Below are 20,753 nucleotides of genomic sequence, written 5' to 3'. Positions count from 1 at the left end.
AATTGCTAAGGAAGATTGTACCTTTACCCACATAACAGCCCGATTTAAAATGAGCGATAAGAACGAAAAACTCAAAGCCCTAGAACTCACCATAGGCAAGCTGGAGAAGGACCACGGAAAAGGCATCATCATGAAGCTGAGCGACGAACGGGTCCAGGATATCCCCTCCATCCCTACCGGCTCACTAAGCCTTGATATTGCGCTCGGTATTGGCGGTATCCCCCGTGGCCGTGTGATCGAAGTGTATGGTCCTGAATCATCCGGTAAGACTACTCTGGCCATGCACTGTATAGCGGAGGCCCAACGCAAAGGAGGTATTGCCGCCTTTATCGATGCAGAGCATGCCTTTGATAAGGTATATGCCGAAAAACTGGGCATAGATACAGAGAACCTGCTTATTTCACAACCGGATCATGGTGAGCAGGCACTGGAGATTGCCGATACTCTTATCCGTTCCGGTGCTATAGACATTATCGTAATTGACTCCGTAGCCGCCCTTGTTCCCAAAGGTGAACTTGAAGGCGAAATGGGTGAAAGCAAGATGGGACTGCAAGCCAGACTCATGTCTCAGGCCCTGAGAAAACTTACAGGTACGCTTAATAAAACCGGCTGCGCGTGTATCTTCATTAACCAGTTACGTGAAAAGATCGGTGTGATGTTCGGCAACCCCGAAACCACTACCGGTGGTAATGCCCTTAAGTTCTACTCATCCGTAAGGCTGGACATCCGCCGTATTGGTCAGATCAAAGAAGGTGCTGACAATATTCTTGGCAACCGTACCAGGGTCAAGGTGGTGAAAAATAAAGTAGCCCCTCCCTTTAAAGTGGTCGAGTTCGACATCATGTACGGACAAGGCATATCTAAAGTCGGGGAAATCATTGACCTGGGGGTGGAACTTGGCATTATTAAGAAAGCCGGCTCATGGTTCTCCTACAAGGATGATAAGCTAGGTCAGGGTCGTGACTCTGTAAAAAACCTTATACAGGACAACCCTGAACTAATGGAAGAGCTCGAGTTTAAGATCCGCAAAAAGGTAAAAGGAGAGGAAATCGAGGAAGAAGAGAAACAACCTGTAGAGGCTACTAAGTAATTACCTCTGTCATTTATCCTGATAAACCGAAAGAGGCTGTCCCTGTAGTGAGGCAGCCTCTTTCTTTTGTTATTTAAAGCGAATGGCTGTGACGGGATTCATATTAGAAGCCATTACAGCTGGAACCATTCCGGATATTACCCCGATAGAAATAGCGATAAGCAGGCCGGTGATGAGGTTACCCAGGCTCATGGTGATCACAAAGGTGCCGATCTGCACAAAGGATATTAAGTATACGAGCAGCGAGCCCACTAACGCCCCTATCAGGGATAGCAGGATAGCCTCAAAGAGAAATTGGAGCAGGATAAAATAGTTTTTCGCCCCAAGCGACTTCTGAATGCCAATAATCGGTGTGCGCTCTCTTACACTCACAAACATGATATTAGCAATACCAAAGCCCCCCACCAGGGTGGCAAAACCTCCGATGACCATGCCGGCAATAGTGAGCGACTGGAAGATTACATCAAGGAAGCTGGAAAGAAATTCGGGACGATTCAGGGCAAAATTATCTTCTTCCTTTGGCCGCAGCCCACGGGAAGCCCGCAAGTGACCCCGCACCTCGGCTTCCACTTCTTCGATAGGAATCTCCTCAACGCGGCTTTTTACTGCCAGTGTGGCAGAAGCTCCCCTGCCAGAGCTTTGAAAGAGCTTAGCATAGGCCCCATAGGGAATAATGGCCTTTTCGTCATTACTGGGAGTACCCAATAAATTGGTGCCCTGCTTTTCCAGCAAGCCTATCACGGTAAACCGCAGTCCTTTGATCTTGATATTCTGGCCAATAACATTTTCAATACCGGCAAAAAGATTGTCTTTGATCTCCTGCCCTATGATTACCACTGGCCGGGCACTGGACAACTCCACAGGACTAAAGTACCGCCCCTCTTCTATTGGCAATTCAAAAACCTCCTCATAGCCATCGCTACCTCCGGTGAGAGCGACCCCTTCTGAGCTATTATTCCGATACTTAATAGTCACGGAACGGCTGTCAAAAATAGTAACTGCCGCATTTACCCCCATTCGTTCTTTCATGTAGCGATACTCATCGACATCAGGGTGAGGGCGCTGAAAATACTTCCACCAGGGGTAGTTCTCATTATCAAACTCCCATGGAAACTGTGCTACATAGATCGTGTTCTCTCCAAGGAATGAAAGACTCTCACGCATATTTCGCTCGAGGCTGTCTACCATGGTGAGTACACCAATGATGCTGAATATACCCACAGCCACTCCACCCAGGGAAAGCAGCGTACGCAACCTGTTCACCTTAAGCGCATTTAAGGCAAAACGGAAGCTTTCCAGAACTAATTTCAGTGTTTTCAAGGTTGGATTATTAGCGAATGGCAAAATGACAAGCCGGAGATTTATTTATTTCGCCTGCTTTTCATATCTTTGCCGACTTTAATTAATACTTACTGTATTTAATACCGTAATATTAAATATGAAATTATCAGAATTCAAGTTCGACCTGCCCCCCGGTCTATTGGCCTTATATCCGGCCGAAAACAGGGATGAATCCCGTCTTATGGTAGTCCATAAGGACAGCGGCAAAATCGAGCACAAAGTCTTTAAAGACGTAGTAGATTACTTTGATGAAGGCGACGTAATGGTCGTAAACAATACAAAGGTATTTCCTGCCCGTCTTTACGGAAACAAAGAAAAAACCGGTGCCAAGATAGAAGTATTCCTACTCAGGGAACTGAACAAGGAAATGCATCTTTGGGACGTGCTGGTAGACCCCGCCCGGAAGATCCGTGTGGGCAACAAGCTGTATTTCGGAGATGGTGAGCTAGTTGCCGAAGTAATTGATAATACCACCTCCCGTGGCCGGACTATCCGGTTCCTTTTTGACGGAACGGACGAGGAGTTTTACAAGACTATCGATGAGCTTGGTGAGACCCCTCTACCCAAATACATCAAACGTGACGCAGAGCCTGAGGACAGAGAGCGTTTTCAGACAATCTTTGCTGAGCATAAAGGTGCTGTAGCAGCCCCTACTGCAGGTCTCCACTTTACCGAGCACGTGATTAAGCGCCTTCAGATCAAAGGCGTGGAACTCGAGCCCATTACCCTGCATATTGGTCTGGGTACTTTCCGCCCTGTAGATGTGGAAGACCTTACCAAGCATAAAATGGACAGCGAGAATTTCCGCGTATATGACAAGACTGCCGACATGGTAAATGACGCACTTGATCATAAGCGCAGAGTGGTAGCGGTAGGTACTACCACCATGCGATCCCTGGAAAGCTCAGTATCTGCTAGCGGAAGGCTAAAAGCTAATGAAGGGTGGACGGATAAATTCATCTTCCCTCCTTATGAGTTCAAGATATGTAATTCTCTGATCACCAACTTCCATATGCCAGAGTCAACGTTGCTTATGATGGCAGCTGCCTTTGGTGGATACGATCTGATCATGGAAGCGTATCAGACGGCTATCAAAGAAAAGTATCGCTTCTTCAGCTATGGAGATGCCATGCTTATTCTTTAATTAACCGTGCCAGAAAAATGCAGAAAGGCTGCCCGGGAAATCCCTGGCAGCCTTTTTCAATATAAAGCCGGAAGGATCGTTAGTAGGTGGAAACCAACTTTTAACAATTATGAAAAAGAAGAATTTTTCCCTCGACCAACTAAAGGTAAAAAGCTTTATAACGGGCACTACTGACAAAGTAAAAGGAGGGACCGCCCAAGAGATAAGCAAACAGTGTGAGGAAAGCTTTTACACAGATTGCCCCACTCATTTGTATTGCCCATCCCTGCAAACAAACTGTAACGAATGCTTTAGCTAAAAATTAATTCAGGACTCAAAAAGGCTGCAAAAGCAGCCTTTTTTGTTTCCCTCTTTTTATGTTAGGCTACTTGCCACTAATTTTGAACTACAAAATGCCTTGTCATTATGAAAAAGTATGCGCTGTTAGTGGCAGGTGGCGTTGGCCGCCGCATGAAATCCCCTACCCCGAAGCAGTTTCTGATTATCGGGACTAAACCTGTAATTATTCACACCATAGAGGCATTTTTAGGGTATGATTCAGGCATTGAGATAATACTTGTTTTACCTCAGGACCATGTGGGCGAATGGCAAAGGCTTGCTGAGACCTATCATTTATCAGAGTCGGTAAAGACTTGTGTGGGAGGAGGGACACGCTTTCAAAGCGTACAAGCGGGGCTGGAACTGGTAGCACCGGATAGTCTGGTGGCCATACATGATGGGGTAAGACCGCTTATAGCCCGCAAAGTGATTGAGGAGGGGTATACAGTGGCCCGCAAGAAAGGAAGCGCCATAGCTTCGGTGCCATTGAGAGAAAGCATACGAAAAGTGGGGGAACAGGGGTCAGAAGCTCTGGATCGTTCACAGTATCGGCTAATACAAACGCCGCAGACCTTTACAAGTGACCTGATTAAGAAGGCATACAGTCAGAGGGAATTGGCGGTGTTTACCGATTGTGCGAGTGTAGCCGAATACACCGGCCATGAGGTCACCCTGATCGACAGTGATTACACTAACCTTAAAATTACCGGCCCGGAAGATATACCACTGGCAGAGGCATTGCTCGCCATGAAATAAGTAGCCTCAGGCATCAAAACACAACGACGTTGCTTCGGGCGCCACATTGAAGGTCGCCCGTAAGCATGTCTATTTAGTATTCGTCTTCGTTGAAGAAAAAGTCCTCTTTAGTAGGGTAATCAGGCCATATCTCCTCGATATTCTCATATGGTTGCCCATCGTCTTCCAACTCCTGCAGGTTCTCCATCACTTCCAACGGTGCTCCAGACCTGATTGAAAAGTCGATCAACTCATCCTTAGTAGCAGGCCATGGGGCGTCTTCAAGATATGAAGCTAATTCTAATGTCCAGTACATGATCTATTTTCCTTAGTGTTTATACCCTTTTTTAATTTTCCGCGAAAATAATGATTTCGCGCTCACTTCCTATGAAGTGATAAAATAAAAACAAAGGCAAATTTTAAACCTATTTTGTAACGTCGAAAACGTACATTGTTTGATAAGGTTGCAATTACCACAACCTTCTCACCGTGCAAATAGGCTTTGCAGGGAAAAAGTTCAGAAACTGATTAAAAAAAAGATCAGATAGATGCGAGCTCTGAGCGCAACTCATCCATGATACGCCGCTTTACAGTCACTTTACGTTGCTGCAGGCTCAGTTTTCCGTCCAGCATTCTGTTAAAGCTGTTAGTATCACTATTGAGCTTATTGACGTTATCCTGGAACAGGTCCAGCTCACGCTCATCACGGCTCAGCAGATCCTGGAGAATTTTTATCTTCAGTTCAAGTTCATCCTTTTTGGCCGGCGTATCGCCCAAGCGAGAGTGAGTGAGCTTATCCAGGAAGTTTCTTTCACGAACCAGGTCACAGATAATGTGGAAGTTCTCAGCTAGTTTACGGCCTTCTTCGGGCGGCACGCTACCGATAGACTTCCAGGTAGTCTGTAATCTTTTCACTTCCTCCACCGAATCACGATCACTTCTGTCTTCCAGGGTTTTAGCCCTTTCCAGAAGCTCTTTTTTCGCCATCAGGTTCTGCTCACGATTCTGATAATTTCCCTGACCTCCCTGTCTTCTGTTCGGAGCACCACCGGGACCACGTCGCTCCCCCTGCTGTTTGAATCTTCTGTAGATGTAATCGTTATTGCGCTTAAAGGTAGCCCACAGTTCATTTCTTACACTGGCAGGAATACGATCCAGTCGCCTCCACTGTTGTTGCAGCCTGCGGCTTTCGTCTACGGCTTTGCGTGGATCCAGTTCTCTTTTCAGGCTTTCAGTACGGTCTACCAGCTCCCGGTACTGATCTATTTTACGATCCATCATTTTCTGGCGATGGTCGAAGTAGGCCTGGCGGCGATCATAGAAGCCCTGAACGATCTCATGGAATCGGTCTTCTACTTCCTCTTTATATTCATCCTCAACGCTGCCGGTTTTTATCCAGCGCATTTTTAAGTCTTTATACTTCTCCCCTGCTTCTCTGAGGTCCTGGATCTCAGCATACTCTTTAGCCTCCTCAAGCAAGGCTCTCTTGATTTCAAGGTTTTTCTGGCGGTTTACATTAATGATCGCCCGGAGCTCCTCTTCTATTTTGTCCAGTTTTTCGAACAGCACAACAAAATCACCCAGCGCATCAAAATTGACCAGGTAATCGCGCATATGTATAAGCTTCATCAGGTATGAGCCTTTATTTTCAGCTTCCGTTACCTGCTTTTCTAGCTGCTCTACTTTTCCGCTGGCTATAGCATACCTGTCCTCAAAGTATTTGATGGTGGTCTCTTCGTCCTGTTTCACCTCACCTATCTGGCGGTCAGGAAATTCTAAAAAGCCTTTTCTGAATACTTTGCCGTCCTGTATGTACCCGAATTCGTGGTTAATAGCTGTCAAAGCTCCTCTGCATTTAAATGAAAACCAAGATTGTGAATGGCAAAATAATTAATTCGAAAGTAAGAATCACGACAGATTATAATTTTTACCATATTTGTAAGAGACAAAATGTAATCATGAGCAACGAAAAGATCATCTTTTCCATGTCGGGAGTGAGTAAAATATACCCTCCCAAGAAACAGGTTTTAAAAGACATTTACCTCTCATTTTTTTACGGTGCAAAGATCGGTGTCCTTGGCCTTAATGGCGCGGGTAAGTCCTCTTTGCTGCGCATAATAGCTGGTAAAGATAAAAATTACAACGGCGAAGTTGTATTCAGCCCCGGTTATTCCGTAGGTATGCTGGAGCAGGAGCCTGAACTGGATCCATCCAAGAGTGTGAAGGAAGTAGTGGAGGAAGGCGCCGGTGAGATTGTAGCTCTCCTTAAGGAGTTTGAGGAAATTAACGCTGCATTTGCCACCCCCGAGGTGATGGAGGATCCGGACAAAATGAACGACCTCATCGAAAAGCAGGCAAAGGTTCAGGATAAACTGGATGCATCTAATGCCTGGGAGCTGGAAACCCGGCTGGAGCGGGCCATGGACGCCCTGCGTACCCCTCCTGCGGATGCTAAGATTGAGAACCTCTCCGGAGGTGAAAAAAGACGAGTAGCACTTTGCCGCCTATTACTACAGGAGCCGGATGTACTGCTATTGGATGAGCCTACTAACCACCTTGACGCCGAGTCTGTACTATGGCTGGAGCAGCACCTGCAACAATATAAGGGTACGGTGATTGCCGTTACCCACGACCGTTATTTCCTTGATAATGTAGCTGGCTGGATACTTGAACTTGACCGTGGAGAGGGTATCCCATGGAAAGGCAACTACAGCAGCTGGCTGGAGCAAAAGCAGAAACGCCTGGCCCAGGAAGAAAAAACCGAAAGCAAGCGCCAGAAAACACTGGAGCGTGAGCTTGAGTGGATACGCATGAGCCCCAAAGCCCGTCAGGCTAAGTCAAAGGCCAGGATCAGTGCCTACGAGAAAATGGCCGGTGAGGAAGCTAAGGAGAAAGAATCAAAACTGGAGCTATACATCCCACCGGGACCTCGCCTCGGGTCAAAAGTTATCGAAGCCCAGGGTGTGTCCAAGTCCTTTGGTGAAAAGCTGCTTTTCGAAGACCTTACCTTTAGCCTGCCGCAAGGGGGCATAGTAGGTGTAATAGGACCTAATGGTGCTGGTAAGACTACGCTCTTCCGCCTTATCACCGGCCAGGCTGAGCCTGATGCCGGCACTTTTGACGTGGGTAGCACAGTAGAAATAGCTTATGTAGACCAGGAGCACCATCAACTTGACCCTGAAAAAACAGTATGGGAAAACATTTCCGAAGGGAACGAGCTGATGAGCCTTGGTGGCAAAGAAGTGAACAGCCGGGCATACGTAAGTAAGTTCAACTTCAGCGGGACAGACCAGAGCAAGAAAGTGGGCAACCTCTCCGGAGGAGAGCGTAACCGGGTGCATCTGGCAATGACCCTTAAGGAAAATGCCAACCTGCTGCTACTTGATGAACCTACCAATGACCTTGACGTGAATACGCTCCGTGCGCTGGAAGATGCTTTAGAAAACTTCGCTGGCTGTGCGGTAGTGATTTCTCACGACAGGTGGTTCCTTGACCGTATCGCCACGCACATTCTGGCATTTGAAGGCAACTCACAGGTATATTGGTTTGAAGGTAATTTCTCGGACTACGAAGAAAACCGCAAAGCCCGCCTGGGTGATTCCGAACCTACAAGGATTAAATACAAAAGCCTGGGATAACTGTTCACATACGAACACCATGCTGTGATATCCGAACAACTTAAATTAAGAAAAAGGCCCATACAGGGCCTTTTTTGGCTTATATTGTAAATGGAACACTATTTGCAACAGTGACTCCGTAACTATTAGAAATGAATTGAACCGAGATGAAACGTAAATTATTGCCCTACCTCCTTTCCCTGGTGGCCCTGTTTGGCTTCACAGGCTGCTTTGAACTGGAAGAAAAAGCGCACTTTAATCGCGATGGATCCGGAACCTACCAGTTTACTGTAGATCTAGGCCGCCTGAAATCCTTCATTGATATGATGGATGCCATGAGTGAAGAATCGGAAGATGCTAAAAGCAGCCCCAAAGAGGAGATTAAAGACGGATTTAACGAAACAAATGAGAAACTATCCAGGATCAGAGGCATCAGCAATATCAAGCCTATTGAAGATGAGGAAAACTTCCATTTCGGGTTGAGTTTTGACTTTAAAGACATTGATGCCTTGAATAAGGCAATGAATGCGACCTTTGATATCAAAAAAGATGGCGAACCTGTTGATCTGGACTTTTTCAGCTTTAAAAATGGCCGCCTGGAGAGGTTTGAATACCAGAACCTGGAAGAAGCCCTGAAGGACGCCAAGGATGGTGAGGAAATTGACCTTAGCGGAGGCTCATTTATGGATGACTTTACCTACACCACCATATACACGTTTGAAAAGCCTGTGCAAAATGTCAGTAATCAGACGGTCATGCTATCACCCGACAGAAAAACAGTCACCCACTCAATTCACCCCTTCAGGGAAGGCGATACCACCACCTTGCACAACATCATAGAATTCTAAAAAAATAAAGCCCGGTGAATAACCGGGCTTTATTTTAATGCTCATGTTCCCTACCAAAAATAACCGCCTCTAGCCAAGACTTTTTTCTCTCCTCTTCTTCATGCTTCTCCTTTTCCGAAAACTCGAAACCTGCTATTGCTCCCATATCAGGCTGGCCAGCATCCACCCAGCAAGTGTACCACATGTCAGCCACCAGCTTAATACTAGCCTGCATTTGTCTCTCTACCTGACCGGCCAGAGCCTCATGGTATCGTGTGCTAAAATTACGGTTGTAGGTTTTTACTATAGCACTACCTCTTTCCTCATAGCTATACTTTTCGTCACCATAAGTCATGGTTAGCTCCTTTTCGAATAAAAGAACTGAATCAAGCGCTTCATTGCCACTTATAACAGCCTGCCATGCGCTTTCCTGGGTATTCATCAGGTAATCTGCCTTACCCACAAAAAAATCATAATCCTCTGCAAAAAGCTCTGGCAGCCGGCTTTCCCAAAAGCCATGTATACCATGCTGTCCGGTTAGCTGCCCGTTGTAGTTACTAGTGGTGTGGAGAGGAACATGGGCATCTGCTATATAATGCCCGACGTCGGCAGAAAGCCTGAGGATGGCCCGGGCATCATTATTTTCAAAAGCTTCTTTCAATTGATAATACATCCTGTTGATATGCCAGGGGACAATTCCATGAGCATTGAGCGTATCCTCTCCATACAGCTCTGCGGCTTCTTTCCAGTACCGGGGCAACTTATGGGCCGCACTATCTCCATATTTGTCAAGATCAATGAAATGCCGGGGAGCCTCCCACTCCACTGCATACCTCCTTTGATCAGGGTTTACCGCATTCTCTGTTATGTAGCGGATGTGTCGTTTGTAAAACACAAATAATTCAGGAGGCAAGGAAAATACCGCCTGATGATTTATCTTGCGATGGGCCATAAACCCCCATCCCATGGCCGGGGCTGCCCCTATCATTACCAGAAGAATTGATAAGATTTTTTTCATTTTGCTGGTTTGAAATGGCGAATTAAAAGCGAAACCGCGTGATTGGCAAGCCATACCAGACAGTTAGGAGTAATTTTTTTTAGCCCGGGTTTGATAGGTTGAAATAAAATCCTAACTTTGCAGACCTAAAATTCTGAGATCAAGCGTACCTGAAAATATATAGAAATGGCAAATCATAAATCTGCTATTAAAAGGATCAGATCTAACAATGCGAAGCGTCTTAGGAACCGCTACCAGGCCAAGACAACTCGCACTTTTATTAAGCGTCTGAGAAACACAACCGACAAGTCTGAAGCACAAGACCTTTTCACTAAGGTTTCCAGAATGCTTGATAAGCTTGCTAAGAAGAACGTGATCCATCAGAATAAGGCTAACAACAACAAGTCGAAGCTGGCTAAGTATGTAAATAGCCTGTAATTCTTTTTGAATAAGACTTTAAGGAAAGCCTTACGGAAGTAGGGCTTTTTTTATGCTATGAAAGAAGAACAAAAAGGCCCTACCGGGATATATACCTGGGCAGAAGAAGACCGCCCGCGTGAAAAGCTATTACTGAAAGGCAAAGAGGCTCTTTCAGATGCTGAGCTGCTAACCATTCTTATAGGAAGCGGTTCAGCTGGAGTAAGCGCTCTGGATCTATCAAAAAACATTCTGAAAGGATCTGAAAACAGCCTTGACAAGCTTGGAAAGCTATCTGTCAGGGATCTGATGAAGTTCAAAGGTATTGGCGAAGCTAAGGCAATCTCTATCATTGCAGCTTTGGAACTGGGCAGACGACGAAGAGAAAACAGCCCTGAGAGTAAACCAAGAATCCGGTGCAGCCGTGATGCCTATGACATCATCTGGCCCCTGCTAGCCGATCAGTCCCAGGAACAGTTCTGGGTGATCATGATGAACCGGGCAGGCTTTGTAGTAAAAAAGTCTCTTATTAGTCAGGGGGGTGTCGATCAGACAAGCGTGGATCCGCGCGTTATTTTTAAAGAAGCTATAAGCGAGCTTTGCAGTACTATAATCTTAGTGCATAATCACCCCTCAGGAAACGTCAATCCGTCCAAGGAAGACATTGCTATAACCCGCAAGCTATCTCAGGCAGGTAACTTGTTGGATATTAAGGTAGCCGACCACATTATTTTTACCAATCACCGCTACTACAGTTTTCTGGACGAAGATATCATGCCGTGACCTGTCCCTTTTACTGCATCCTTGTATATTTGAAAAATAGTTTCGGAAAATATGAGGAACCGCAACGTACTACTGTTAACCCTACTGGGTGTCGCCGTACTGATCATTATCATTTACGGCTTCAATACCTCCCAGGACCCTCAGGCCTACGCTGAGACAATCAGTGAGGAGAGAAAAAAATCAGAACGGTTTTTACTATATAATGAGGACTCCCCACTGGATGAAGAGGATAAAAAAAACTTTAAGGGGCTGAACTACTATGAACCTGACCTTACCTATAAAGTACGGGCTAAGGTGACTCCTATCGGCGGAAATCAGGAAATTACCCTCCCTACCTCTGACGGCGCGGAGCAAACCTACCGTAAGTTTGGTTATGCGCGCTTTGAAATAGACGGCAAACCACAACAATTATTGCTGCTGGAAGTACAGGATGATCCTGATGAATTATTCCTGGCCTTTGCTGATGCCACCAGCGCCAGAGAAACTTACGGGGGAGGCCGGTACCTCGATCTGACAAGGCCGGCGGGCGAGTCAGTTACACTGGATTTTAATCTCGCGTATAATCCATACTGTGCCTACGTGGAAGGCTACAGTTGTCCTTTTCCTCCTCCTGAAAACACACTAAATATCCCTATCCGTGCCGGCGAAAAGGATTACTGATGAATAAAGTGTAATTTACCGGCTTAAACCGTACCATCTTCAAATTAGCATTCGACATACTCCATGAAAATATCACTTAATTGGCTCAAGGACCTCGTAGACATTCAAGAAACCAATGAAGAAATAGCCGACCAACTTACAGACACAGGTCTGGAGGTGGAAGGAGTGGAAGAAACTGACAGTGTGCCTGGAGGCCTCCGCGGAGTGGTCATAGGTGAAGTGCTTACCTGTAAGAGTCACCCCAATGCCGACCGACTGCGGGTGACAACGGTGGATGTAGGTGATTCTGAACCTAAACAGATTGTATGCGGAGCACCTAATGTAGCCGCTGGCCAGAAAGTAGCTGTGGCTACTGTAGGCGCAATGCTTTACCCTGCCGGAAGCGAGCCTTTTAAGATCAAGAAATCAAAGATCAGAGGTGAGGTATCCGAAGGTATGATATGTGCAGAAGATGAACTGAATCTCGGCACCGACCACGATGGCATTATGGTATTGGAAACAGATATGCCAAATGGTACACCTGCAGCAACATACTTCAATATTGAGAAGACCACGGTAATAGAAATAGGCCTTACACCAAACCGGGCAGACGCCGCATCTCACCTGGGTGTAGCCCGGGACATAAAGGCACTGCACCATCGTGACATTAAGCAACCTTCCGTAGAGGCTTTTAAGGTAGAAAACACAGACTACCCTATTGAGGTGGTGATAGACAATAAAGATGCCTGTCCTCGGTACACAGGCATTACTGTGTCTAATGTGGAGGTAAAAGAAAGCCCCGAATGGCTCCAGGAACGGCTTAGGTCAATCGGGCTTGCCCCGCTAAATAATATCGTCGATGTCACTAACTACATTCTCCACGAACTGGGCCAGCCTTTGCATGCGTTTGACGCTGATCAGATCAAGGGGAAAAAAATCGTAGTGAGAAACATGCCTGAAGGCACGAAGTTTACCACTCTTGATAGCGTGGAAAGAACGCTCAGCGGTGAAGACCTCATCATAAGCAATGCTGAGGAAGGAATGGCGATAGCGGGTGTTTTTGGCGGACTAGGCTCCGGGATAAAAAACACTACCCGTAACATTTTCATTGAGAGCGCCTACTTCTCTCCCGACCATATTCGAAGAACGGCCATGCGCCATGGGCTTAAAACGGACGCTAGCTTCCGCTATGAAAGAGGTACAGACCCTAATATTACAGTATATGCTTTAAAAAGAGCTGCCCTACTGGTAAAGGAGGTAGCTGGAGGCACGATCTCATCTGAAATTGTGGACGTGTACCCTGATCCGATCCAGGATTTTCGCGTACCGGTAACCTACAAGAATGTACACCGGTTGATCGGGCAGCAGCTACCCAATGAAAAAATCAAGTCTATCCTTGAGTGGCTCGATATTAAGGTGGAAGAAGAAACAGAAACTGGCTTTACTGCTATCGTGCCTCCTTATCGCGTGGATGTAACCCGGGAGGCTGACATTGTCGAAGAGATTATCAGAATATACGGCTTCAATAATATTGCTCTTCCCGAAACGGTGGGAAGCAACTTCCTAAGCGATTTTGAGACTTTTCCCAGTCATAAGGTCAAACAACAGATTCGCGAGATACTATCCGGCAGCGGCCTTAATGAGATTATAAACAACTCACTGACCAAGCCAGCCTATGCGGATAATAATCCTCAGCTTAACGGCGATGAGAGTGTGGCAATGCTTAATAAGCTGAGTGAAGACCTGGGAGTATTGCGTCAGAGCATGGTGTATGGCGGGCTCGAGTCCCTGGCCCGAAATATCAATCATCGCCAGCGCAATCTTGCTATGTTTGAGTTTGGTAAGGTTTATCGTAAAACCGAAGGAAAATACAAGGAAAAGGAGCAGTTGGCTATCTGGCTTACAGGTAAGAAGGCTCCGGAAAACTGGTTGTCCGGAAATGAAGAGGTTACCTTTCATGACCTTTCCGGTATAGTTAATAAGGTACTGGGCCGGTTTGGTATTCAGCCTGCTGACAGTGAGGCATTTCACGAAGGGCAGTTCGACTATGCCCTTAAGCACTCGCTAAATGGCAAAGAAATCGTTACATTAGGTAAGCTGAACAAGAAGACGACCAAGCAGGCTGAGGTATCTCAGACTGTGTTTTACGCCGAATTTGACTGGGGCTACCTGATGAAACAGACTGGTAAGCCACTGAAGTACAAAGAGGTAGCGCGATTCCCTGAAGTAAGACGCGACCTAAGCCTGGTGATAGACAAGTCTGTAAGCTTTGACCGGATTAGAAAGATTGCCGAGCAGTATGAGCGAAAGCTGCTTAGAAAGATCAGTGTTTTCGATGTATACGAAGGAGATAAAGTGGGGGAAAATAAGAAGGCTTATGCCCTGAGCTTTATCCTGCAGGACAATGAGAAAACACTGAATGACAAGGCGATAGATAAGACCATGAGCAAGCTGATGAAGGCATTCGAGAAAGAAATCGATGCACACATCAGAAAATAACGGAGCATGAAAGAAAAGTTAAATCAGGAGATTAACCTCCTGGAAAGAAAAATGGGACTGCTTATAAGCGAAATCAATAGCCTGAGGCAGGAAAACAAGCGTCTGAATGGAGAAAACAGCGATCTAAAAGAAAATTTAAGCCAAAAGGAGAAGCAGATTGCGCATTTTAAAAATCAAATGAAAATTAGTAAAATTGTGCAGCATGCGGCAGTGACAAATGATACAGCCGGGCTTAAAGATCAGATAGACGAATATATCAGGGAAATAGATAAATGCATCGCCCATATAAGCGATGAGGGAAGGTAATATAGTATGAGTGATCTTTCCATAAAGATAAAAATCTGCGACCGGGAATATCCTATGCGCGTGAGCGCAGAGAAGGAGGAAAAGGTACGACAGGCTGGAAAGGCACTTCACGAAAAAATCAAACATTATAGAGAACGTTTCGGAATAGACGATAAACAAGACCTTTTGGCCATGGTAGCATTTGATTGCTTAGTAGAAAAGCTTGAATGTGAAAGCGGCCAGACTGGCGATGTGGATTTCTTACTCAGAAAACTTAATCAACTGAATGGGTTGGCCTCTAAGGCTTTACCATGATTTTTTAATAACCCTCCACTACATCCCCTCTCGTTCGCCCTTCTGCCAGAGCCCGGTATGGCAACACACCTGTTAGTGCCGCCCATACATAATTACCGGTAAGATGAACGATATATCAATAGTACTTATCATAAGCCTGGCCACCCTGGCCATTGGGTTTGTGATCGGGCGATACCTGTTAAAGCAGGTTTACAAAAAAGAAGAGGAAGAAATAAAGGAAAAAGCCCGCCTCATTATCCAGGAGGCCGAAATGAAAGCCGAGTCTCTGAAAAAAGAAAAGGTGATCGAGGCCAAGGAAAAGTACCTTAAGCTCAAAAGTGAATTTGAAGAGGAAGTAACCAGAAAGAAAAACCAGATATTAAGCAACGAGCAAAAGCTTAAGCAGCGCGATAGCAACCTGTCCAAACAGATGGAACAGGTAAAACGAAAAGAAGCGGAAACCGAAAGTATGAAAGAGAATCTTTCTGCGCAGATTGAAATAATTAACAAGCGTAAGGAAGATCTTGAAAAAGTAAAATCCCAGCAGGTACGAGCCCTTGAAAAAGTAGCTAACCTGACAGCAGACGAAGCACGGGATCAACTTGTAGAAACCCTTAAAGAAGAAGCCGAAACGAAAGCCTCATCCTATATTAAGGAGATCATGGAGGAGGCTAAGCTTTCGGCTACCAAAATGGCTAAAAAGGTGGTATTGGACACCATCCAGCGGACAGCCACCGAGCATGCCATCGAAAACTGCGTCTCGGTATTCAATATTGAAAGTGACGACATTAAAGGGAAAATCATCGGCCGCGAAGGGCGAAACATCCGGGCGCTGGAGGCTGCCACAGGAGTTGAGATTATTGTAGATGATACCCCTGAGGCTATCATAATCTCTGGATTTGATCCCGTACGGAGAGAAATTGCCCGCCTGTCCCTGCATCGCCTGGTTCAGGATGGCCGGATACACCCTGCCCGTATAGAGGAGATTGTGGCTAAGACCCGCAAGAATATAGAAGAGGAGATCGTGGAGATAGGAGAACGTACAGTAATCGACCTTGGAATACACGGTTTACATCCGGAATTGATCAAAATGGTAGGCCGTATGCGATTCCGTTCCAGCTACGGACAAAACCTGCTACAACACTCGCGTGAAGTAGCCAGACTCGCCTCCACCATGGCTTCTGAATTGGGTCTTAACGCCAAGCTTGCAAAACGTGCTGGTCTGCTTCATGATATTGGTAAGGTATGGCCGGAGGAGCCGGAGAAGCCACATGCCATTCTCGGTATGGAACTGGCTAAAAAATACAAGGAACACCCTGAAGTATGTAATGCCATTGGTGCCCACCACGATGAGATAGAAATGACAACGCTTATTTCTCCCATCATACAGGCGTGCGATGCTGTCAGCGGATCACGCCCAGGGGCGCGCAGAGAAGTAATGGAAAGCTATATCAAGCGCCTTAAGGATCTGGAAGAGCTGGCTTTGGGCTTTGACGGGGTTAATAAATGTTATGCGATTCAGGCAGGCCGGGAGCTCCGCGTAATGGTGGATGCAGAATCGGTTTCAGACAACCGTGCAGGTCAACTTAGTTTCGATATCTCTAAAAAGATAGAGAATGACATGCAATATCCCGGGCAGATCAAGATTACAGTAATACGCGAAATGCGAGCTGTGAACTACGCCAGATAGGTTTAAAAATTTAAGATAGAAAAGGACTTCCGAAAGGCAGTCCTTTTATTTTAGGTGCTGTATTGAATAAGGGTTTGTATTTTGTGTTAAACATGAAGTATTGACCTGGTGTACGAGGCGTAAGGCAGCTAGATAAGCTATATGCTATATCGTAAAAAAGGACCGGCCCGTACACATTGTTTCTTTAGAGTCTGAACAGTACTTAATGCCGTGAAAAACGAGCAAGGATAAGACTAAAAGGATAGACGAAGAAGAATTAGTCAATACGATTAACCTCTTTTTCTATGACTATCATCAAACAATGTGTCGGTATCGACATCTCCCAGACAACCTTTGCAGTATGCATCTGCTTTTTAGAAGATACTCATGATCATCACTTCAGTGAGACAAGGCATTTCAAGAATGACAAAAGTGGCTTTAATCAACTGCTCCGCTGGGTGCGGAAGCAATGCAAAAGCTCAGTAGAAACAGTGTATTTGATGGAGGCTACAGGGGTTTATTACGAAAACCTTGCCTATCATTTGCATAAGCTAAAGCAGACAGTGCATGTAGTGCTTCCTAATACCTCTAAGCATTACTTTTCAAGCCTCAACATAAAGACTAAAACCGATGCTTTGGATGCAAAGATTCTTAGCCGTTTTGGTGTGGAAAGGAAACATAAGATCTGGGCTCCGCCTTCACCAGTATTGCTGGAACTAAGGAACCTGACTCGTTATTATGTACAGCTCCAGGAAACAAAGACAGCACTCAACAATATCAAACACAGTAAGGAGGCCGCTTATGAGGTACAGTCTATCATATTAAAGAGCAACCGTAGCCTGATCAAGACTATAGATAAGCAAATACAGGTGTGTAAAACGAGTATTGAAAAACTTATCGCCAATGAGCCTCAGCTTAACGAAAAAGTTAGAAAGGTTTTGACTATCAAAGGGGTAGGCCTCATCACAGTTGCAACCATTATTACCGAAACCCTGGGTTTTGAGCATTTTAAAAGCATCAGGCAAGTGGTAAGCTATGCAGGGTATGATGTGGTAGAAAGGCAGTCAGGGAGCTCTATCAAGGGTAAGACTAGAATATCTAAAAAGGGCAACCGCTATATCAGAAATGCGCTCTACTTCCCTGCTATGGTTAGCTGTAGATTCAACCCAAGCCTAAAATCTACTTACCTGAGAATCATTCAGAAAAAACCATCCAAAATGATTGGCCAGGTAGCCATACAAAGAAAGCTCTTGGCTTTGATCTACACACTTTGGAAGAATGACTCTGAATACATTGAAGGGTACAAAAAAGAAGTAGCTTCAGCCATAAAGACCGAAGCTACACTGGATAGTTCTAACTAGAGAACTTCCTTCAGACTTAAAAATACTTTTTTCCAATTAAACTTGGAATCTATAACAGTACCTTTTTTTATGTTCAGTGACACCCCGTATCGATAGTCAATTTCCACTTTATAAGCCCGAAACTTTCAGCTCTACCTGAAATAAGGTATATTATATAAGAACTAAACCTCAACCACCTATGAAAAAAACTTCAATTTTTGCCTCTCTAACATTGCTCTTTTCGCCGGATTGTTATTTCCCGGAGAAGAGGCCGTGGCCAACCGAAATAATACCTTACTTATCTCCGCCACATACAATGAGGCAGACGGAGACCCTGAATGTGCTGCTTCAGTAACTTTTTGTGCTGCAGCGCTTGCCAATCTGACTAGTTTCTACTGGCGTGTATCCGGCTCCGGATATATCAATGGTCAATCCAATATTAATTGTGTGAGTGTCACGTCTCAGCGTAGTTATTACTCAAGTTCATCCTATACGGTTAGCGTTACTGCGTACGATGGTCAGGGCCAGGCCTGGTACGGTAGCCGTAGCTGGGATGTTCAGGCAGAATATCTTTGTGATTAATCAGTTAACGAAAGGCAGTGTCGGCAAACACTGCCTTCTTTTTTTACCAATAAGGGAACATTTGAGAGAAAAAAAGTTATAGCATTATTCAGGTACAATTTTTTTATACCTGTCTTTTTATTAGGCTGTCCGCATTAAAGGCTATCAACCAGGGCAGGCGAAATAAAAAAAACAACCTAACCTTTAAGAAATGAACGCTTTCTTTAATTCAGAGTCTGTAGTCTTTCTGCAGGCTGTAATGCCGAACTATGAATACCTGATGTTCGGAATTATATACATACTTATTCCCCTGGTCGCGGTCATAGACATTTTTAAAAGCAGGTTCAAATGGGTATTGCAGAAGCCCGTTTGGCTCTTTGTAGTGATCACCATGCCTGTAGTGGGTGTAGTACTTTATGCAATGGCCGGGCGTAACTCCCGCAGTCTTCATACCAGCAGGACTGCTGCTGTAGGATAGAGTAGGTCAACCTTTTCGTTTTTCGTACGGACAAATATCTATATACTCATCTTTAAGGTGACGTTTACGTAGGTTTTCCCAATATAACGGGTCATACAGGTGGCTATGTGTCTCTTCAAAAACCTCCCTCTTGGCAGGATCAGGCACTAAAAAATTCCGGAATTGCTCGGGAAACACATCATTTTCCCCCACTGCAAACCACGGTTCGGCTGATTGGTAATTTCCCATTCCCCCCTCCTGCTGGGGAATAGACCTGAAGTTCATTTCTCCGAGAGGCATGATCTCATCATAATCATAAAAGATCACCCGTTCTTCAGGGGTAATTCCAAAGTTCTTCATAAAGAGGTCACCAGGGAAAATGTTCGCCATCGCCAGGTCTGATATTGCCTCCCCATATTCGAATAATGCCTTACGCAATTTATGACCTCGGGCAGTTTTAACGAACTCACTCAGTGGCATCATCCACCGCTCTGTGTAAACAAGCGAAAAAATAACACTTTCACCCTCTACTCTCACCGTCTCACTACATTCGCTGAGTAACTCCTCCAGAACAGGAAGGGCAAACCTATCCTTCGGAAGGATGAGATTACGAAACTCCTGGGTATCGGCTAGCCTGCCACCACGGTCATGCTCAGCCACATAACGGTATTTGGCCATCACTTCGTATCGTGTCACTTTTTTGGGAGGCTTGGCCTTATTTCTTATAACCTTAAACACCTGCGTATACCCCTGCAGCATAAACACCGCCATGACCATGCCTTTAATTCCCGGAGGGTAAGCAAAAACAGCCCCTGGCATATTGAGGCGATCCTTCAGGGATTGGTACAATAATGACTTGCCATGCTTATGAAAGCCCAGATTAATGAAAAGCTGGTCTCGTTGCTTATTAGGCATAAGTGTCATGAGGAAGTTCACAAGATGGGTAGGGTCATAGGCTATTACCTGGAAATAAGACCGGGTAAATGAAAATATGACGCGACAATCGATCTCTGAGGTAATGAGGGCATCAACTTTCAAACCCTTTTCACCATGCACAATGGGAATTAATATCGGGATAAAATGTCCTTTTTGCCTTAGCCTCCCAACCAGATAGGCTCTTACGTTTCTGTAAAACACATGAGGACACATTTCTAACCGGTCACCGGCACCGCTGGCGACTTCATTCATTAGAAATCTGATGTCCCTCTCCCTATCCTCAAAGCTCAAGGTAAATCCGGCTAAATCCAGAACACTGGAAAAAGTAGCCTCTTTATCCCGCATGTCATAGGAGTAAAAGGCTAGTTGATCATCACTCTCTTCTTCAAAAGTAAAAACCAACTCATGTTCGGCTATCTGGCCACCAAGTAGCCTTCGGATAAATGAATTATAAAATGTCCGGCAAATATCTGGACCACTGTCCGCAGTACATAATCCGGCAAATTTCTCTTTTACCATCTTCCAATGCAAAGGCCGTTCATCATAGCCCGCTACCACATCAATCCACCTTCGTTTAAGTTTCAATACATGATTTTCGTGTAGTTGCTGTCGCTTAGCCGTTGCATGCCTCTGCCCCTTCCAGTCCCGATTTTCAAAACGATCTTTAGCCAGAGAAGTCTCAACCATAAATTCACGATGAAACTCAACAAATGCATCAAGAATTACCCTTGCCTGCCTTTCACATTCTCTTTCGGAAATGTCCGCCTTACTTCGTTCCAGAGCTCTGTCCATTGACAAAAATTA

Annotated in this window: 21 protein-coding genes; 16 read left to right on the top strand and 5 right to left on the bottom strand. The window is 45.3% G+C overall.

All coding sequences use genetic code 11. The annotated features are described in order from the left end of the window. Positions 1 to 49: 49 nt before the first annotated feature. A complete protein-coding gene (gene recA / locus AB9P05_RS12665) occupies positions 50 to 1,090 on the top strand; it encodes a recombinase RecA (RefSeq protein WP_371909194.1) in 1,041 nt (346 codons plus the stop codon). Positions 1,091 to 1,159: 69 nt separating this feature from the next. On the opposite strand, the gene AB9P05_RS12660 is transcribed toward recA, so the two are convergent. Next, positions 1,160 to 2,410, bottom strand: a complete 1,251-nt coding sequence (locus tag AB9P05_RS12660) for an ABC transporter permease (protein WP_371909193.1) — start codon at positions 2,408 to 2,410, stop codon at positions 1,160 to 1,162. A gap of 118 nt (positions 2,411 to 2,528) precedes the next feature. Here AB9P05_RS12660 and queA point away from each other — a divergent pair, with 118 nt between their 5' ends. The 3 genes from queA (at position 2,529) to AB9P05_RS12645 (ending at position 4,649) form a co-directional block, all read left to right on the top strand. After that, complete coding sequence (gene queA, locus AB9P05_RS12655; RefSeq protein ID WP_371909192.1) at positions 2,529 to 3,575, top strand: tRNA preQ1(34) S-adenosylmethionine ribosyltransferase-isomerase QueA; 1,047 nt, start codon at positions 2,529 to 2,531, stop codon at positions 3,573 to 3,575. Positions 3,576 to 3,684: 109 nt separating this feature from the next. Then, complete coding sequence (locus tag AB9P05_RS12650) at positions 3,685 to 3,873, top strand: hypothetical protein (protein WP_371909191.1); 189 nt, start codon at positions 3,685 to 3,687, stop codon at positions 3,871 to 3,873. Positions 3,874 to 3,980: 107 nt separating this feature from the next. After that, positions 3,981 to 4,649, top strand: a complete 669-nt coding sequence (locus tag AB9P05_RS12645; RefSeq protein ID WP_371909190.1) for a 2-C-methyl-D-erythritol 4-phosphate cytidylyltransferase — start codon at positions 3,981 to 3,983, stop codon at positions 4,647 to 4,649. Between the two features lie 73 nt (positions 4,650 to 4,722). Here the strand turns inward: AB9P05_RS12645 and AB9P05_RS12640 are convergent, their stop codons facing one another. Together AB9P05_RS12640 and AB9P05_RS12635 are read right to left on the bottom strand one after the other, a co-directional pair. Then, positions 4,723 to 4,944, bottom strand: coding sequence for a DUF2795 domain-containing protein (locus AB9P05_RS12640; protein WP_371909189.1), 222 nt, complete (start codon positions 4,942 to 4,944; stop codon positions 4,723 to 4,725). A gap of 224 nt (positions 4,945 to 5,168) precedes the next feature. Beyond that, complete coding sequence (locus AB9P05_RS12635; RefSeq protein ID WP_371909188.1) at positions 5,169 to 6,470, bottom strand: DUF349 domain-containing protein; 1,302 nt, start codon at positions 6,468 to 6,470, stop codon at positions 5,169 to 5,171. A 116-nt stretch (positions 6,471 to 6,586) separates the two neighbouring features. On the opposite strand from AB9P05_RS12635, the gene ettA reads away from it, so the two are divergent. Together ettA and AB9P05_RS12625 are read left to right on the top strand one after the other, a co-directional pair. Continuing rightward, positions 6,587 to 8,266, top strand: coding sequence for an energy-dependent translational throttle protein EttA (gene ettA / locus AB9P05_RS12630; RefSeq protein ID WP_371909187.1), 1,680 nt, complete (start codon positions 6,587 to 6,589; stop codon positions 8,264 to 8,266). 146 nt (positions 8,267 to 8,412) lie between these two features. Then, positions 8,413 to 9,093 (top strand): hypothetical protein, encoded by a 681-nt coding sequence (locus tag AB9P05_RS12625; RefSeq protein ID WP_371909186.1) that lies wholly within the window; start codon positions 8,413 to 8,415, stop codon positions 9,091 to 9,093. Between the two features lie 34 nt (positions 9,094 to 9,127). Here the strand turns inward: AB9P05_RS12625 and AB9P05_RS12620 are convergent, their stop codons facing one another. Continuing rightward, on the bottom strand, positions 9,128 to 10,090 hold the full coding sequence (locus AB9P05_RS12620; protein ID WP_371909185.1) for a zinc dependent phospholipase C family protein: 963 nt from the start codon (positions 10,088 to 10,090) through the stop codon (positions 9,128 to 9,130). 165 nt (positions 10,091 to 10,255) lie between these two features. Between AB9P05_RS12620 and rpsT the strand changes: the two genes are divergently transcribed. The 10 genes from rpsT to AB9P05_RS12570 all read left to right on the top strand — a co-directional run bounded on the left by rpsT (position 10,256) and on the right by AB9P05_RS12570 (position 19,034). Further along, positions 10,256 to 10,507: a 30S ribosomal protein S20 gene (rpsT, locus tag AB9P05_RS12615; protein WP_371909184.1), complete on the top strand. Its 252-nt coding sequence runs from the start codon at positions 10,256 to 10,258 to the stop codon at positions 10,505 to 10,507. A gap of 57 nt (positions 10,508 to 10,564) precedes the next feature. After that, a complete protein-coding gene (gene radC, locus AB9P05_RS12610) occupies positions 10,565 to 11,269 on the top strand; it encodes a DNA repair protein RadC (RefSeq protein WP_371909183.1) in 705 nt (234 codons plus the stop codon). Between the two features lie 51 nt (positions 11,270 to 11,320). Continuing rightward, the gene (locus AB9P05_RS12605; protein WP_371909182.1) at positions 11,321 to 11,929 is read left to right on the top strand and encodes a DUF1684 domain-containing protein; all 609 of its coding nucleotides are present in this window, start codon (positions 11,321 to 11,323) and stop codon (positions 11,927 to 11,929) included. Positions 11,930 to 11,992: 63 nt separating this feature from the next. Beyond that, positions 11,993 to 14,407 (top strand): phenylalanine--tRNA ligase subunit beta, encoded by a 2,415-nt coding sequence (pheT, locus tag AB9P05_RS12600; protein WP_371909181.1) that lies wholly within the window; start codon positions 11,993 to 11,995, stop codon positions 14,405 to 14,407. 6 nt (positions 14,408 to 14,413) lie between these two features. Further along, on the top strand, positions 14,414 to 14,713 hold the full coding sequence (locus AB9P05_RS12595) for a hypothetical protein (protein WP_371909180.1): 300 nt from the start codon (positions 14,414 to 14,416) through the stop codon (positions 14,711 to 14,713). A 6-nt stretch (positions 14,714 to 14,719) separates the two neighbouring features. Continuing rightward, on the top strand, positions 14,720 to 15,007 hold the full coding sequence (locus AB9P05_RS12590; protein WP_371909179.1) for a cell division protein ZapA: 288 nt from the start codon (positions 14,720 to 14,722) through the stop codon (positions 15,005 to 15,007). A gap of 103 nt (positions 15,008 to 15,110) precedes the next feature. After that, positions 15,111 to 16,676 (top strand): ribonuclease Y, encoded by a 1,566-nt coding sequence (rny, locus tag AB9P05_RS12585; protein ID WP_371909178.1) that lies wholly within the window; start codon positions 15,111 to 15,113, stop codon positions 16,674 to 16,676. 284 nt (positions 16,677 to 16,960) lie between these two features. Next, positions 16,961 to 18,016: an IS110 family transposase gene (locus tag AB9P05_RS12580; RefSeq protein WP_371909177.1), complete on the top strand. Its 1,056-nt coding sequence runs from the start codon at positions 16,961 to 16,963 to the stop codon at positions 18,014 to 18,016. A 228-nt stretch (positions 18,017 to 18,244) separates the two neighbouring features. Then, positions 18,245 to 18,577, top strand: coding sequence for a hypothetical protein (locus AB9P05_RS12575; protein ID WP_371909176.1), 333 nt, complete (start codon positions 18,245 to 18,247; stop codon positions 18,575 to 18,577). Between the two features lie 190 nt (positions 18,578 to 18,767). Then, complete coding sequence (locus AB9P05_RS12570; protein WP_371909175.1) at positions 18,768 to 19,034, top strand: PLDc N-terminal domain-containing protein; 267 nt, start codon at positions 18,768 to 18,770, stop codon at positions 19,032 to 19,034. Positions 19,035 to 19,040: 6 nt separating this feature from the next. Here the strand turns inward: AB9P05_RS12570 and aceK are convergent, their stop codons facing one another. Further along, a complete protein-coding gene (gene aceK, locus AB9P05_RS12565; protein ID WP_371909174.1) occupies positions 19,041 to 20,741 on the bottom strand; it encodes a bifunctional isocitrate dehydrogenase kinase/phosphatase in 1,701 nt (566 codons plus the stop codon). Between the last annotated feature and the right edge of the window lie 12 nt (positions 20,742 to 20,753).

This window comes from Roseivirga sp. BDSF3-8, assembly GCF_041449215.1.
Taxonomy (GTDB): domain Bacteria; phylum Bacteroidota; class Bacteroidia; order Cytophagales; family Cyclobacteriaceae; genus JBGNFV01.
The sequence above is the reverse complement of the archived record's forward strand: the minus strand, read 5'-3'. Positions and strand labels throughout refer to the sequence as shown.